11 protein-coding genes are annotated in these 14,483 nt (G+C 73.3%); 6 read left to right on the plus strand and 5 right to left on the minus strand.

The genetic code is table 11. The features are described 5' to 3' along the window. Window positions 1-82 precede the first annotated feature (82 nt). The gene (locus ACZ6EM_RS21260; RefSeq protein ID WP_465772997.1) at window positions 83-1,702 is read right to left on the minus strand and encodes an ADP-ribosyltransferase domain-containing protein; all 1,620 of its coding nucleotides are present in this window, start codon (window positions 1,700-1,702) and stop codon (window positions 83-85) included. Between the two features lie 285 nt (window positions 1,703-1,987). Between ACZ6EM_RS21260 and ACZ6EM_RS21265 the strand changes: the two genes are divergently transcribed. After that, window positions 1,988-2,674, plus strand: a complete 687-nt coding sequence (locus ACZ6EM_RS21265) for a macro domain-containing protein (protein ID WP_380545184.1) — start codon at window positions 1,988-1,990, stop codon at window positions 2,672-2,674. Between the two features lie 139 nt (window positions 2,675-2,813). Here the strand turns inward: ACZ6EM_RS21265 and ACZ6EM_RS21270 are convergent, their stop codons facing one another. Continuing rightward, a complete protein-coding gene (locus ACZ6EM_RS21270; protein ID WP_465772998.1) occupies window positions 2,814-3,476 on the minus strand; it encodes a TetR/AcrR family transcriptional regulator in 663 nt (220 codons plus the stop codon). Between the two features lie 99 nt (window positions 3,477-3,575). Here ACZ6EM_RS21270 and ACZ6EM_RS21275 point away from each other — a divergent pair, with 99 nt between their 5' ends. Together ACZ6EM_RS21275 and ACZ6EM_RS21280 are read left to right on the plus strand one after the other, a co-directional pair. Next, a complete protein-coding gene (locus ACZ6EM_RS21275) occupies window positions 3,576-4,589 on the plus strand; it encodes a zinc-binding dehydrogenase (protein ID WP_465772999.1) in 1,014 nt (337 codons plus the stop codon). A gap of 327 nt (window positions 4,590-4,916) precedes the next feature. Continuing rightward, window positions 4,917-7,733: a penicillin acylase family protein gene (locus ACZ6EM_RS21280; protein WP_465773000.1), complete on the plus strand. Its 2,817-nt coding sequence runs from the start codon at window positions 4,917-4,919 to the stop codon at window positions 7,731-7,733. Between the two features lie 42 nt (window positions 7,734-7,775). Here the strand turns inward: ACZ6EM_RS21280 and ACZ6EM_RS21285 are convergent, their stop codons facing one another. Beyond that, on the minus strand, window positions 7,776-8,087 hold the full coding sequence (locus tag ACZ6EM_RS21285) for a hypothetical protein (RefSeq protein WP_401050892.1): 312 nt from the start codon (window positions 8,085-8,087) through the stop codon (window positions 7,776-7,778). 176 nt (window positions 8,088-8,263) lie between these two features. Here ACZ6EM_RS21285 and ACZ6EM_RS21290 point away from each other — a divergent pair, with 176 nt between their 5' ends. From ACZ6EM_RS21290 to ACZ6EM_RS21300, 3 genes are all read left to right on the plus strand, one after another. Then, the gene (locus ACZ6EM_RS21290; RefSeq protein ID WP_401047150.1) at window positions 8,264-8,815 is read left to right on the plus strand and encodes a YceI family protein; all 552 of its coding nucleotides are present in this window, start codon (window positions 8,264-8,266) and stop codon (window positions 8,813-8,815) included. A gap of 102 nt (window positions 8,816-8,917) precedes the next feature. Continuing rightward, window positions 8,918-10,135 (plus strand): threonine synthase, encoded by a 1,218-nt coding sequence (locus ACZ6EM_RS21295; protein WP_465773001.1) that lies wholly within the window; start codon window positions 8,918-8,920, stop codon window positions 10,133-10,135. 140 nt (window positions 10,136-10,275) lie between these two features. Continuing rightward, a complete protein-coding gene (locus tag ACZ6EM_RS21300; protein WP_465773002.1) occupies window positions 10,276-11,661 on the plus strand; it encodes a hypothetical protein in 1,386 nt (461 codons plus the stop codon). 78 nt (window positions 11,662-11,739) lie between these two features. Here the strand turns inward: ACZ6EM_RS21300 and ACZ6EM_RS21305 are convergent, their stop codons facing one another. Then, window positions 11,740-12,795: a zinc-binding dehydrogenase gene (locus ACZ6EM_RS21305; protein ID WP_465773003.1), complete on the minus strand. Its 1,056-nt coding sequence runs from the start codon at window positions 12,793-12,795 to the stop codon at window positions 11,740-11,742. Then, complete coding sequence (locus ACZ6EM_RS21310) at window positions 12,792-14,456, minus strand: phytoene desaturase family protein (RefSeq protein WP_359898345.1); 1,665 nt, start codon at window positions 14,454-14,456, stop codon at window positions 12,792-12,794. The genes ACZ6EM_RS21305 and ACZ6EM_RS21310 overlap by 4 nt, the downstream gene beginning before the upstream one ends. Window positions 14,457-14,483: the final 27 nt, after the last annotated feature.

Here is a 14,483-nt window from a genome sequence, read left to right on the forward strand (position 1 = left end):
CCGCTCGGAGTCCAGCATAACTTAACTCAGTAAAAATACTGACTCGGTTGCTGCTCCAGGGGGCGGGTTCGGCCCGGGCGCCTCAGGACACCAGGGGCGCCTCCTCCAGCTCGGTCAGCGTCACGGTGCACAGGCCACCGCGCTCCGCCCGGACGTCGGTGACCTCCAACTGCGTGCCGGGCAGCAGGATGAACTCCTCCTCGCCGGTGAACGCCGAGAAGTTCCTGATGCCGGCGGCCCGCACCGGACGCACCTCGAACAGCGTCCGCTTGCCCCGGCTGCCCAGGAAGGACCGCGCGACCCCGAGCTCGGAGGTGCAGGAGGAGACGCCCCACCACGTCACCGTCCTCCCGAGCGGGTACTGCCGCCGCAGGTCCAGCGAGACCCCGCGCCACAACGGCGCGGTGCGGACGGGCAGCCGCGACACCGCCGCGAACAGCAGCCGCAGGTACGGCAGGTAGGGCACCAGCCGGCTGCGGTCCGGCGAGCGCAGCACCGCGTTGATCTCCCGGTAGAACGCGGACTCGCAGGTGTACAGGTACAGAACGGCGATCTCGTCGGCGGACAGGCCGGTGGCCGCCTCGTCCACCCGCCGCTTGCCGAAGTCGTGCGACAGCGACACGTGCCGGTCCAGGCCGCGCAGCAGCTCGGCGACCGGCGACACCGCCTCCCGGAAGCCCGTCGGCGGGGTGTCGAACACACCGGTGATCGCCGGCAGGACGAGGCCCTCGTCCTTCACCCCGGCGAGTCGGTCCAGGTAGAGCTGGTGCAGCTCCATGGTGGAGGCGATGAAGGCACCCATCCGCTCGGCGACCCCGGCCTCCGCCCCGCCGCCCTGCGCCGACGGCGCGTTCCACCCCGTGCTGGGCAGCCAGTCGACCTCGTCGGCACCGAGCGAGGCCAGGGCGGCGTTCACCGTGGCGAAGTGCTCGCCGTCGCAGAAGATGTCGCCCTGGGCCGCCGGGTTGGCGTGGTCGATGTGGCGGACCTCGACCTCGGGGTACTTCTCCTGCAGCCGCAGCACGACGTTCTTCAGGCTGCGGGCGTGCGCGCCCCACCAGGCGAAGACCACGTAGCGGTCCTCCTCGGCGGCCCGCTGCTTGGCGCGGAGGATCTCCTCGACGATCCGCTCGGCGACCGGCCGCCAGAACCCGGTGTGCTCGTCCGGCCCCATCGCGCCGTCGCTGCTCGCGGTGAGCGCCGCGTTCAGCAGCAGCACGCCCTGGGTCAGCATCGCCTGGAACCACTCCGGCGGCTGGACCGTCTCCTGCTTCTTCAGCAGCGCCCGTATGTCGGCGATCGGCGTCTTCCTGGGGATGCCGTACTTCCACATCGCCGCGGCCTTGATCAGGCAGCGAATGCTGATCACCCGGCCGAACTGGCTGTCCTTCCAGTCGTGGAAGGTGTTGTCGAACATCGCGATGCCGGTGGCGCTCTCCGGCCTCGGGTACGGGTTCTGGCCGAAGACGACGACCTTCCACCGGTGCGGCGCGTGCGGCTTGAGCGCCTGGAAGGTCAGCTCGCGGACCGGGACGACCTCCGGGCCGCGACCCGGGCCGATGAACGAGGCCGCACCGGGCTGCGCCTCGATCACCGGCTTCAGCAGCGGCAGCCACGGCTCGCCGCCGCCCGTGAAGAGGTCGGCGAGGGCGAGCGGGTCGTTCGGGTCGGGCTGGGTGGCGGGGGTGTCGACAGCGCTCATGATGGTGCGACTCCGGCTGATCGGGACCGTACGAATGTCAGACGAACGGCAGGTGATGGACCGTCAGCTTCCCTGGCGGACACCACAGTCCTACCAGCAGGGTCCGACAGTCCGGCCCGCGCCGACCGGCCGCCGACCGGCGCGGGCGAGGTGCCGACGGGACGCCGACGGAGCCCGGACGGAGCCCGGACGGAGCCCGGACGGATTGTCAGTGCCGGGCGCTAGCTTCGTCGGTGTCACCAAGAAACCGGCCCACCGGGCACCCCCGACCGACAGGAGCCCAGCATGACCACGGACCGCACCGAGCCGCCGCTCAAGGTGGTGCTGACCGACCTCAACGCGACGGTCGTGGAGTCCTGGCGGGCGGCCTTCGCCGACGTCCCCGGGATCGACATCCGGCACGCCTCGCTGCTCACCGCGAAGGCGGACGCCTGGGTCAGCCCCACCAACTCCCGCGGCCGGATGGACGGCGGAACGGACGCCGCGATCAAGCGCCACCTGGGCGCGGGCATCCAGCTGCGGGTCCAGAAGGCGATCCGCGAGCAGCACGCCGGCAGCCTCCCGGTCGGCAGCGCGGTCTGCGTCCCGTCCGGCGCCGTCAACCCGGCGTTCCTGATATCGGCCCCGACCATGCGGACCTCCTCGCAGAACGTCAGCGAGACCTTGAACGTGGCCCTGGCCTGCGCCGCCGCGTTCCAGGCCGTCCACCGGCAGAACCGGCTGCGGCCGGGCTCGATCCGGTCCGTCGCCCTGGTCGGCATGGGCGCCGCGACGGGCAAGGTCCCGCCCCGGGTCTGCGCCAACCTGATGTGGTCCGGCTACACCCTGTTCAACGACCACCACTTCGAGGACGACGACGACCTGCGCGCCACCGTCCTGGCCCAGTTGGACGACCTCGAAAAGGCGCCCGCCACCGAGCGGGTGCGCATCGTGCCGCCCGCACGCCGCGGTTCGCCCGCCCGCCGGGCCTGACCCCGCCCCGGAGCGGCCACCCGCACCGCCGCCCACCGCCGCACGGCCGCCGTGCGGCGGTGCCGACTCCGCCCCGCTCGCCCCGGCCGCCCTCCGCCCGGCCCCGGCCGGACACCCGCCCCGCCCCGCCCGCGAGCCCTCAGCCCGCCGTGAGCGCCAGCCGGATCCAGCGCTCGGACTCGGCGACCGCCAGCCCCACGTCAAAGGCCTTCGGAGCGGCCGCGGCCTGCACCACCAGCCCCTTGAGCAGCCCCACGAAGGCCAGCGCGAAGGCGCCCGGGCCCACGCCGGGGCGCAGCTCGCCCTCCCGCTGCCCCTGCCCGACCACCTCGGCCGCCCACGCCCGGGTCCGGGCGTCCAGTTCCGCCACCGCGGCGGTCAGCTCCGAGGCCCCCGCGAGCGCCTCCGCGCCCAGCACCACGAAGGCCCGGCCCAGGTCGGTCGGGTTGCGCACGCCCTCCAGGCAGCCGCGCGCGAACCCGCACAGCTCGTCCACCGCGCCCGCCCCGCTGCGCTCCGGCGCGGCCGCCGCCATCGCCTCGGCCAGCGCCGCCTCCTGGAGCCGGGCGAGCAGTGCGGCCTTCGACCCGAAGTAGTGGGTGGCCAGGCCCCGGCTGAAGCCCGCCTCCTCCCCCACCGCGGCCAGCGTGACCCCGGTGCTGCCGTGCTCGGCGATCAGCCGGGCGGCGGCGGCGATCAGCGCGGACTCGGCCCGGGCCCGCCGTTCGGCCTGGGTGCGGCGCGCGGGCGCCTCCCGGAGCGTCCCGGGTCCTCCGGTTCGGCCCTCATCGTGCGTAGACATGCCACCATGCTACGGTGAACTTGCTTGTTGGATAACAAGTAACTTCCGGAGCGGCGGACACTCCCCCGGCCCGTCGCCCCCGCGAGAAGGGAAGTCCTGATGACCGCCACGATGCTCGCCGGCCGGCTCGACGTCGCCAAGGGCGCCTTCGCCGTGGAGGAGGTCCCCGTCCCGGTGCCCGGTCCGGGCGAGGTGCTGATCAAGGTCGAGGCCGCCGGCGTCTGCCTCTCCGACGTCCACCTGATCGAGGGCATGCTCAAGCCGCTCTTCCTCGAGGGCGACAAGGTCACCCTCGGCCACGAGGTCGCGGGCACCGTGCACACCGTCGGCGAGGGCGTGACCACCGCGGCCGTCGGCGACCGGGTGCTGCTGCAGGCCGGCGAGAACCGCGACGGCGTCGTGCACACCCGCGGCGTGGACTACGACGGCGGCTGGGCCGAGTACGCGCTCGCCACCGCCACCACCCTGGTGCCCATACCGGACGAGCTCCCCTTCGAGCAGGCCTGTTTCATCCCCGACGCGGTCTCCACCCCCTGGGCCGCCATCACCGCCACCGGCGCCGTGCGGCCCGCCGAGGCGGTCGGCGTCTGGGGCGTCGGCGGCCTCGGCGCCCACGGCGTGCAGCTGCTGCGGGCCATCGGCGCCTTCCCGATCGTCGCCGTCGACCCGCTGCCGGCCGCCCGTGAGCGCGCCCTGGCCTTCGGCGCCGACGCGGCCCTCGACCCGACCGACCCCGCGTTCGCCCAGCTGCTGCGCGAGGCCACCGGCGGTCGCCCGCTGTCCGCCGCCTTCGACTTCGCCGGGGTCGCCCCGGTGCGCGAGCAGGCCATGGCCACCCTGGGCGAACACGGCCGCCTGGTGCTGGTCGGCCTCACCGACAAGCCGCTGACCGTCACCAACGGCACCCTGGTCAGCTACCTGCGCCAGCAGATCCGCGGCCACTACGGCTCCGAGGGCCAGGACGTCGTCGACCTGGTCAACCTGGTCCGCGGCGGCCGGCTCGACTTCTCCCGCTCGGTGAGCGGCACCTTCCCGCTGGCCGAGGCGGCCCGCGCGGTCGAGGCGCTGGAGCGCAAGGAGGGCAACCCGATCCGCCTGGTGCTCAAGCCCTGACCCGGCCCCGCCGACCCGGCGCCGCACCTCCGGACTGAGCCCGGCGGGTGCGGCGCCGCCTTTTCCCCGGCCGCTCCACCACCGGGACCCGCGGCACCGGGCCCGGCCCCGTCGCCGCCACCTCGGCCGGCTCCCGGGACAGCACGCCCCCGCACCTCGACCCCACGCGCCCCGACCCCGCGCCCCGACCCCGGAGCACGCAGCACGCAGCCCAAACGCCCCAACTCCACGCCCTCGCACGGAAAATGGCATGCACGCCACTAGCCAACCGGCCAGTAGCACCCCTACCGTCGACTCTTCCGTGAGACTTCGACGGAGGAGTCCGCCTTGCGTTCACGCCAGCGCCCCCGCCCCCGCTCCCTCCGACTCCCGGCCGCCGCCCTCGCCTCGGCCCTGCTCGTCACCGCCGCCCTGACCACCAGCCCCACCGCCACCGCCGCCCCCACCCCGGCGGCGACCGCCGCCGCCAACGACTACTGCGGCGGCCACTGCGCCGACATCCTGCCGCCCGGCGAGAACGGCAACGCCACCCTCGCCGACATCCTGCTCAACCGGGCCTTCGGCACCCGCCCCGCGCACACCGACGACCAGCTCGGCCCCTACGCCGCCCTCGCCTCCGGCTACCCCGGCCTGACCGAGGCCAAGCTGCGCGACTTCTTCAACGACGCCTCCTTCGGCGTCCCCGCCGACCAGGTGGCGAGCACCACCAGCCCGCGTCCGGACGTCACCATCGTGCGCGACAAGGCCACCGGCGTCCCGCACATCTCCGGAACCACCCGCTACGGCACCGAGTTCGGCGCGGGCTACGCCGCCGCCCAGGACCGCCTCTGGGTGATGGACCTCTTCCGGCACGTCGGCCGCGGCCAGCTGTCCGGCTTCGCGGGCGGCGCCGCCGCCAACCGCCAGCTGGAGCAGACCTTCTGGCAGGCCGCGCCGTACACCGAGGCGGAGCTGCAGCAGCAGATCGACGCCATCGCCGCCCGCGGCGGCCGGGCCACCCAGGCACTCGCCGACGCCAACGCCTACCTCGACGGCATCAACCAGTACGCCAAGGAGTCCTACAACGCCCGCACCTTCCCCGGCGAGTACGACCTCACCGGGCACATCGACCCGATCACCAACGCCGGCTCGATCGAGCCGTTCAAGCTGACCGACCTGGTGGCCCTCGCCTCCGTGGTCGGCGCGCTGTTCGGCTCCGGCGGCGGAGGCGAACTGGCCTCCGCCCAGGTCAAGTCGGCCGCCGAGGCCCGGTACGGCAAGGACGCCGGGGACGCGGTCTGGAAGTCGCTGCGCGAGGCGGACGACCCGGAGGCCGTCCAGACCCTGCACGACGGGCAGAGCTTCCCGTACGCGACCGTCCCGGACCAGCCGCAGGGCGCGGCGCTGCCGGACCCCGGCTCGGTGGTGCCCGAGCGGGTCGTCTACGACGCCACCGGCTCGGGCAACTCCGCCACCACCCAGGCGAACGGCGTCCTGCCCGGAAACCTGCTGACCGCCAAGCACGGCATGTCCAACGCCCTGCTGGTCTCCGGCGCGCGCACCGACGACGGCCACCCGGTGGCCGTGTTCGGCCCTCAGACCGGCTACTTCGCCCCGCAGCTGCTGATGCTGGAGGAGATCCAGGGCCCCGGGATCAGCGCGCGCGGCGCCGCCTTCGCCGGCCTGAGCTTCTACGTGCAGCTCGGCCGCGGCCAGGACTACGCCTGGAGCGCGACCTCCGCCGGCCAGGACATCACCGACACCTACGCCGTCCCGCTCTGCACCACCGACGGCTCCCCGGTCACCACCGCCGCCAACTCCTACCTGTGGCACGGCCAGTGCCTGCCCTTCGACCGGCTGGAACGCAAGAACGCGTGGAAACCCACCACCGCCGACTCCACCCCGGCCGGCTCCTACACCCTGGTGATGTACCGCTCCAGGTACGGCCTGGTCAGCGCCCGCGGCACCGTCGACGGCGCGCCCGTCGCCTTCACCTCGCTGCGCTCCACCTACCGGCACGAGGCCGACTCCATCATCGGCTTCCAGGAGCTGAACGACCCGGGCGCGGTGCAGGGCGCGGCGGGCTTCCAGCGGGCCGCGCAGGACATCAACTACACCTTCAACTGGTTCTACGCCGACTCGCGCGACATCGCGTACTACAACTCCGGCAGCAACCCGGTCCGCGCCCCCGGGGTGGACCCGGGGCTGCCCGTCCAGGCCCAACCCACCTACGAGTGGGCCGACTTCGACCCGGTCGCCAACACCGCCCGGTACACCCCGGCGGCCGAGCACCCGCAGTCCGTCAACCAGGACTACTACATCTCCTGGAACAACAAGCAGGCGAACGGCTTCACCTCGGCCGGTTTCGGCAACGGCTCGGTGCACCGCGGCAACCTGCTGGACGACCGGGTCAAGTCCCTGCTCAGGAACGGCGGCAGGGCGAGCCGGGTCTCGCTCACCCAGGCCATGGAGAGCGCCGCACTGGCCGACCTGCGGGCCGAGGACGTGCTGCCCGACCTGATCCGCGTGCTGCGCAGCGCGCCCGTCACCGACCAGGCCGCCCTCACCGCCCTGCAGCAGCTGGAGGCCTGGCTCACCAACGGCGCCCTGCGGAGGGAGACTTCGGCGGGCAGCCACGGCTACGCGGACGCCACCGCGATCCGGGTGATGGACGCCTGGTGGCCGCTGGTCGCCGAGGGTGTCATGCGGCCTGGCCTCGGTGACCCGCTGTTCGGCGCGCTGACCGGCGCCCTCCAGATCAACGAGTCCCCCTCGGGCGGGCAGGCCGGCTCGGCCACCGGCCCGGTGAGCGCCAACGAGGCCATCCCGCACAAGGGTTCGGCCTTCCAGTACGGCTGGTGGAGCTATCTGGACAAGGACCTGCGCGCCGTCCTCGGCGACCAGGTGGCCGGCCCGCTGGCCCGGCCGTTCTGCGGCGGGGGCGACCTCGCGGCCTGCCGGACCGTCCTGCTGAACACCCTGAAGCAGGCCGCCGCCCAGACCTCCGTCCAGGTCTACCCGGGCGACGCGGACTGCTCGGCCGGCGACCAGTGGTGCGCCGACACGATCATCCAGCGCCCGCTGGGCGGCGTGACGGACGACAGGACCACCTGGCAGAACCGCCCGACCTACCAGCAGGTGGTCCAGTTCCCGAGCCACCGCTGACCGACGCGGCCGGTGCCCCCGGCGAGGGGCACCGGCCGCCGGTCACTCCGCCGCGCCCACCCGCTTCGCGACCGCCGCCGTGTCCTCGCGCAGGTACCGGGGCTGGACCCGCAGCCGATCGGCCACCTTGAAGTAGGCCTTGCGGCTGTCGGGCGTGGTCATCCGGTCCGAGGCGGCGGCGGCCAGATCGACGATGGCCTCCATCAGCCCGGCGAGCGCCCCCAGCAGAGCCGCCTCCTCCTTCTCCGGAACCCTCTCCCGGCTGCTGTCCCGCGCCTTCGGCAGCGCGTTCTCCCGCAGCTGCCGCCGCGCCTCGTCCACCGCGTCGACCATCGCCCGTACGCCACTGTCCATCGCGACCCCCTCGTCCCTTCGCTCCTCCGGTGTACTCCGCGAGCCTTCCCACCTCGCCCCCCACTCAGACCCGACCCGACGCGCGGCCCGCGGGAACTGCCCCTAGCGTGGTCCGGGGACCGCCCGACCACCCCCCGGGCCGAGACCCGGGCCCCGCACCAGGAGGCATGCCGACCATGACCGCCAACCTCTCCGAGCTCACCGGCGACTACGTCCTCGATCCCACCCACACCCGGATCGGCTTCGTCGCCCGCCACGCCATGGTGACCAAGGTCCGCGGCGCGTTCCACCGGTTCGAGGGCACCGCCCACCTCGACGGCGGCGACCCGTCCAGTTCCTCCGGCCAGGTGGTGATCAAGGCCGAGAGCATCGACACCGGCGTGGAGCAGCGCGACCAGCACCTGCGTACCAACGACTTCCTGGACGCGCCGAACTTCCCCGACATCACCTTCCGCTCCACCGCGGTCGAGGTGCGCTCCGGCACCGACTACCGGGTCACCGGGGACCTGACCATCAAGGACACCACCCGCCCGGTCACCATCGACTTCGAGTACACCGGCAACGTCGTCGACCCGTACGGCAACCTGCGGGTGGGCCTGGAGGGCTCGGTCACCATCAGCCGCAAGGAGTACGGCGTCACCTGGAACGCGGCACTGGAGGGCGGCGGCGTCCTGGTCGGTGACAAGGTCGTCCTGGAGTTCGACATCTCGGCGATCCGCCAGGGCTGACTCCTCCCCCGAACGGCCGGAACCGGTACCGCCACGAACGGGTTTCCGCCGCGGCCCGCCAACCGCCGGACCGCTCGGCGGCCGCCCGGTTAGTCTCCTGGCATGCCAACAGAAGACTCCCTCGCGACCGGCCAGCGCTCCCTCGGCGACCCCGCCCTCGACTACCCGCTCTGGCCCCCGCTCACCGCCGGCTGCCCGCGCACCGGCACCGAGGACGTCTCCTACCCCGTCGAGGTCGACTACGCCTACGACAAGGCCGACCCGGCGGGCCTGTTCGCCCCCGCCCCGGTGCGCGGCGGCCTGGAGCGCTGGGCTCCGCTGCTGCCCCCGCTGCTCGCACCGGGTCTGGGCGAGGGCGCCACCCCGACGGTGGAGATCGAGCCCGGGGTGTACGTCAAGGACGAGTCCCGCAACCCCACGTGGAGCCACAAGGACCGGCTGAACCGCTGCACCACCAGTGCGGCCGTGGGCGTCGGCGCGCCGGGCCTCGCGGTCGCCTCCTCCGGCAACCACGGCGCCTCGGCCGCCGCCTACGCCGCCCGCGCCGGACTGCGCTGCGTGGTGTTCACCGGCCCGGACCTGCCGCCGAACGTCGACGCCTTCCTCAACGCCTACGGCGCGGTGGTGCTCCCGGTGCCGTGGGAGGCCCGCTGGCCACTGCTGCGCCAGGCGGTCGACCGGCTGGGCCTGCACCCGGTCAGCAACCTGACCACCACCCACACCGGGCACGCGTACGGCCCCGAGGGCTACAAGACCGTCGCGTACGAGATCTTCCAGGACGTCGGCCTGCCGAGCGCGGTGTTCGTCCCGACCGGCTACGGCGAGCTGCTGTTCGGCGTATGGAAGGGCTTCACCGAGCTGCGCCGGCTGGGCCTGACCGACCGCGTTCCGCGCATCCACTCCTGCGAGACGGCCGCCTCCGGGCCGCTCGCCCTGGCGATCGCCGAGGGCCTGCCGGCCGCCCGGGTGACGGTCGGTCCGAGCGACGCGTACGCGATCGCCTCCCCGGTCAGCGGCTACCGGGGCGTGCTCGCCGTCCGGGAGAGCGGCGGCCGGGCGCTGACCCTGGACGACGCTCAACTCGCCGACGCCCAGCGGGAGCTGGCCCGGGCCGGGCTCTGGACGGAGCTGTCCTCGGCGGCCGGCCTGGCGGGGCTGCGCAGCCTCGGCGAGCCGGACCTCGCCGAGGGCCCGGTGGTCTGTGTCTCGACCTCCAGCGGGTTCAAGGACAAGGGCGTCGGCACCGGTCGGACCGAGCCGGTCGCCCCCGACTGGGAGGCGGTCGCCCGCCGCCTGCGTGCGGCCGGCATCACCGGCTGAGCCCGGTCCTCCACCGCCGCGAGGCCCGCTGTTCGCCCGCCCGCCCACGCTCGTAGGGTCTCCGTAGGGTCGGTGTTCGCCGAGCGCCAGCAGGCTTGCACTCTCCGTCAACTCCCGTCACCTGCCGAAGGGTAGCCACCGTGTCGCGTTCCCTCCGCCGCCTGCTGCCGCTCGCCGTCGCCGTCGCGGCGGTGCCCGTGCTCGCCCTGCCCGCCCTCCCGGCCGGCGCGGTCTCGTACGGCACCCCGACGATCACCTTCTCGGCCGGATACCTGTCCGGCGCGGTCGGCGCCACCGGCGACCCGACCGTGACCGTGACGGTCGCCCAGTCCGGCGCCGCGGCCTCGGCGCTGACCGTCGCCGCCTCGGCCACCACCCGCAGCTCCGTGGCCCGCACCGGCGACGTCACGGTGACCGGCACCGGCGGCACCCGCACCCTGGCGGTCGCCGCCCAGGGCGTGGGCTACGCCGACCTCACCGTCAAGGTCACCGGCCTCGGCGGCAAGAGCGCCACCCGCACCCTGCACTACGCGGCCTCCCCCGCCGTGCAGTCCTCCGCCACCAGCCGCTACCTGACCGGCTCCAGCGACGCCTCGGCCGCCGTGGACGCGGGCGGCGGCTACATCCTGGTCGGCGACGACGAGTCCAACACCCTGCGCCTGTACGACCGCGACAACTCCGGTGCGCCGATCCGCACCTGGGACTTCAGCTCGGACCTCGGCGTCTCCAAGGAGATCGACATCGAGGCCGCCACCCGGGTCGGGAACACCGTCTACTGGACCGGCTCGCTGGGCAACAACAAGGACGGCGTGGTCAAGCCCGACCGGCACACCGTCTTCACCACCACCGTCACCGGCTCCGGCGCCGACACCCAGCTGTCCCTGGCCGGCTCCTACCACGGCCTGCGCGACGACCTGATCGGCTGGGACAACGCCCACGGCAAGCGCTACGGCTTCGCGGCCGGCGCCGCCGACGGCCAGGCGCCCAAGCAGATCGACGGGTTCAACGTCGAGGGCCTGGAGTTCGCCCCCGGCAGCACCAGCACCGCCTACATCGGCTTCCGCGCGCCGCTCACCCCGGCCGTCACCGGCGGCCGGGCGCTGCTCGTCCCGGTCACCAACCTCCCGTCCCTGCTGAACGGTTCGGCCGCCCACGCGACCTTCGGCGACCCGATCGAGCTGGACCTCGGCGGGCTGTCCGTCCGCGACATCCGGCGCAACGACCTCGGCCAGTACCTGATCGTGGCCGGTTCCTGGGCCGCCGAGGACAACTCCGCCCCGTACGCGCTCTACCGCTGGAACGGTCAGCCCGGCTCCGCCCCGACCAAGCTGATCGACCTGCCGACCAGCGACTACGGCGCCTGGGAGGCCCTCCCGGACGTCCCGGACCTGGACGCCCCCGGCGCCCGCGCCCAGCTGATCACCGACGACGGCTCCGCCGACCTCTACAACGACGCCACCGCCGCCAAGGACCTCACCCACCCCGAGTGGAAGAAGTCCCGCAGCACCTGGTTCACCCTGAGCTGACCGTCCCGCACCGGCCGCGCGCCGGGGCCCTTCGGCACATCCTCCGAAGGGCCCGCGGGCGTCCTGGAACGAACACGCTCAGAGTTCGACCAGCACCTTCCCCTTGCTCGCCGACCGGTCCCGGTAGAGGCCGCGGTAGGCCGCCGGAATGCTGTCGAACCCCCGGTGCACGGTCTCCTGGTAGGTCAGCTCCCCGCCGCGGACCAGCGCCCCGAGGTCCCGCCGCAGGGCGGCCCAGTTCTCCTCGGTGAACCACTCCAGCGAGAAGATGCCCCGGATCGTGGTGCGCGGGAACATGATCATCGGCAGCAGTCGCGGCCCCGCCCAGTCCCCGCCGACCTGGCTCCCCCACTGCCAGCAGACGGCCACCCGGCTCTCCACCGCGAGCATGCCGAAGACCACGTCGGTCAGCGTCCCGCCGAGGCTGTCGAAGTAGCGGTCGATGCCCCCCGGGGCCAGCTCGGCCAGCTCCTTCTCCAGCCGCTCCGGCGCGTCGCCGTCGCGGTACAGCAACACCCCGTCGAAGCCCAGCTCCCACAGCCGCGCCGTCTTCTCCGGCGACGCCGTGGTCCCGATCACCCGTGCGCCCCGGTGCTTGGCCAGCTGCCCGACCAGCGAGCCGACCGCCCCGGAGGCGCCACCGACCAGCACCGTCGACCCGGGGCGCACGTCCAGGAACTTCTCGACCGTCCCCCAGGCCGTCATCCCGGGCCCGCCCAGGATGCCGAGCGCGGTGGACAGCGGCAGGTCCTCGTCGTAGTCGGCCGGGTCCAGCCGGCGGAAGGCCGGGAAGACCATCGGGAACGTCCCGGTCTGCCAGAGCCTGGGCGCGCCGTTGCTGACCAGGTGGCTGCGCCAGCCGCCGAAGCCCTGCACCAGGTCGCCCGCCGCGAACCGCGCGGCGGGCCCGGCGTCCAGCACCTCCATGATCGAGTCCGCGCCCATGTGGTCGCCGATCGGCGTGTCCAGCGCGATGCCCTGGAGGTACGGGTCGACCGAGACGTACCGGGTGCGCAGCAGCATCTCGTCCGCCGCGAGCCGGACGTCCAGCTCCTCCACGACCTTCCGGTACATCCGCTCGACGTCCGGCACGCCGTCCACGTGCTCCCCGACGACCCACTTCTCGATCCTCACGAGGTGACTCCAAACTGGCGGTCGGCGGGGCCGACCGGTTCGATGAGCACGGTGGGCAGCGGTGCGCTGTCGTCCACCTCCGCGGTGAAGGGCTTGCCGTCGTCCCGGCAGATGAACTGGACGACGTGCCGGCCGGCCGCCGCCGCCCGGATCAGTCCGCCGGTGGTCGCCCAGACCCCGGAGAGGTAGAAGTTCGCCAGGCCGGGCAGCCCCGGGCCGTTGCGCTTGACCTCCTCCTCCAGCGTCTCGCCGCTCTCCACGAAGGGCTGCCAGCCCAGCACCGTCCCGTTGTAGTTGCCGGTGTAGCGGACCTGGGTGAGCGGGGTGGAGACGTCCTTGACGGCCACCGCCTCCCGGAGCCCGGGGTGGTGGCCGTCCAGGAACTCGACGATGGCGTCACGCACCCGGCGCTTCTGCCGCTGGTACTCCCGCCCCCGGCCGACCGGCAGGGTGTGCAGTTCCTCGCCGCGCCGCACCCGGGGCTCCTGCTCCGGCCCGGTGCTCAGCTCCCGCCAGGGCTCGATGTCGCAGAAGTAGCTGGCGTACACCACGGTGGTGTCGGCGGGCGACAGCTCCGGGTAGTGGCGGCTGCGGAACTGGACGTTGATGCTCGGGTGCCGGATGCCGGTGAGCCGTTCGGCGACCTCGTCCTCCAGCAGGTAGGTGGTGCACGGGTCCCCGGCCGGGAAGGGCCGGCGCAGGCCGAGGAAGACGGTCACGTAGCCGGGGAAGACCATGCCCGGCTCGGTGATGGTCTGGGTGTACAGCCGGCGGTAGGTGTCGCTCAGGTAGCGGCCCTTGAGCAGGTCCATCATGGTGGTCCGGCCGTCGCAGGCGGCCACCACGATGTCGGCCCGCACCTCCTGGCCGTCGCTCAGCCGCACCCCCACCGCCCGGTCGCCCTCGATCAGGACCTCGGTGACCTTGGTGTTGTACGTGATCTCGCCGCCCAGCCGCAGGTAGCGCTGCTCGATCGAGTTGGCCAGCCCCAGCGAGCCGCCCTCCGGCACCCCGGCCGACTGGCCGGCGTGGCAGGCGAGCTGGAAGTAGTTGGGCAGCACCGGGAAGTTGGGGTGCTTCTCGTACAGGATGAAGTTGAAGGCCTCGCGCAGCAGCGGGCTCCTGAACTTCGCCGAGTAGTCGCTCATCAGCACCGTGATCGAGCGCCGGATCACGTTGAAGTACGGCAGGAAGGAGGCGAGCATCCGCGTCCGCTCCCACCGGCCCATCAGCCCGACCGGTTTGAGGAAGGGGTAACGGGCCAGCGCCAGACGGAACTTGCGCAGCCCCGCGCAGAACTGCCGGATCTGCCGGGCGTCCTCCGGGGCCAGTTCCAGCAGGTGGGCCTCCAGCCGGTCGGGGTCGGAGTAGAAGTAGACCGCCCCGCCGTCCCGGGTCCGCACCACGTTGAAGACGTCGAAGTTGCGCATCCGCTTGCCCTGCAACGCGCCGAGTTCGAGCCAGATCTGGTGCATCTCGTTGCCGGGGCCGCTGCCCAGCAGCCAGCTGATGCAGCAGTCGAAGGTGAACTCCCCGCGGTCCCAGCCGGTGCAGCAGCCGCCGGGGATCTCGTGCATCTCCAGGATCCGGGTGCGGTAGCCGTTCATCCGCGCGAAGCAGCCGGTGGACAGGCCACCGAGCCCTCCGCCGATGATGACCATGCTCTGCCGGCCGCCGGTCGTCGTCCC

It is taken from the genome of Kitasatospora sp. NPDC041917 (assembly GCF_055589745.1).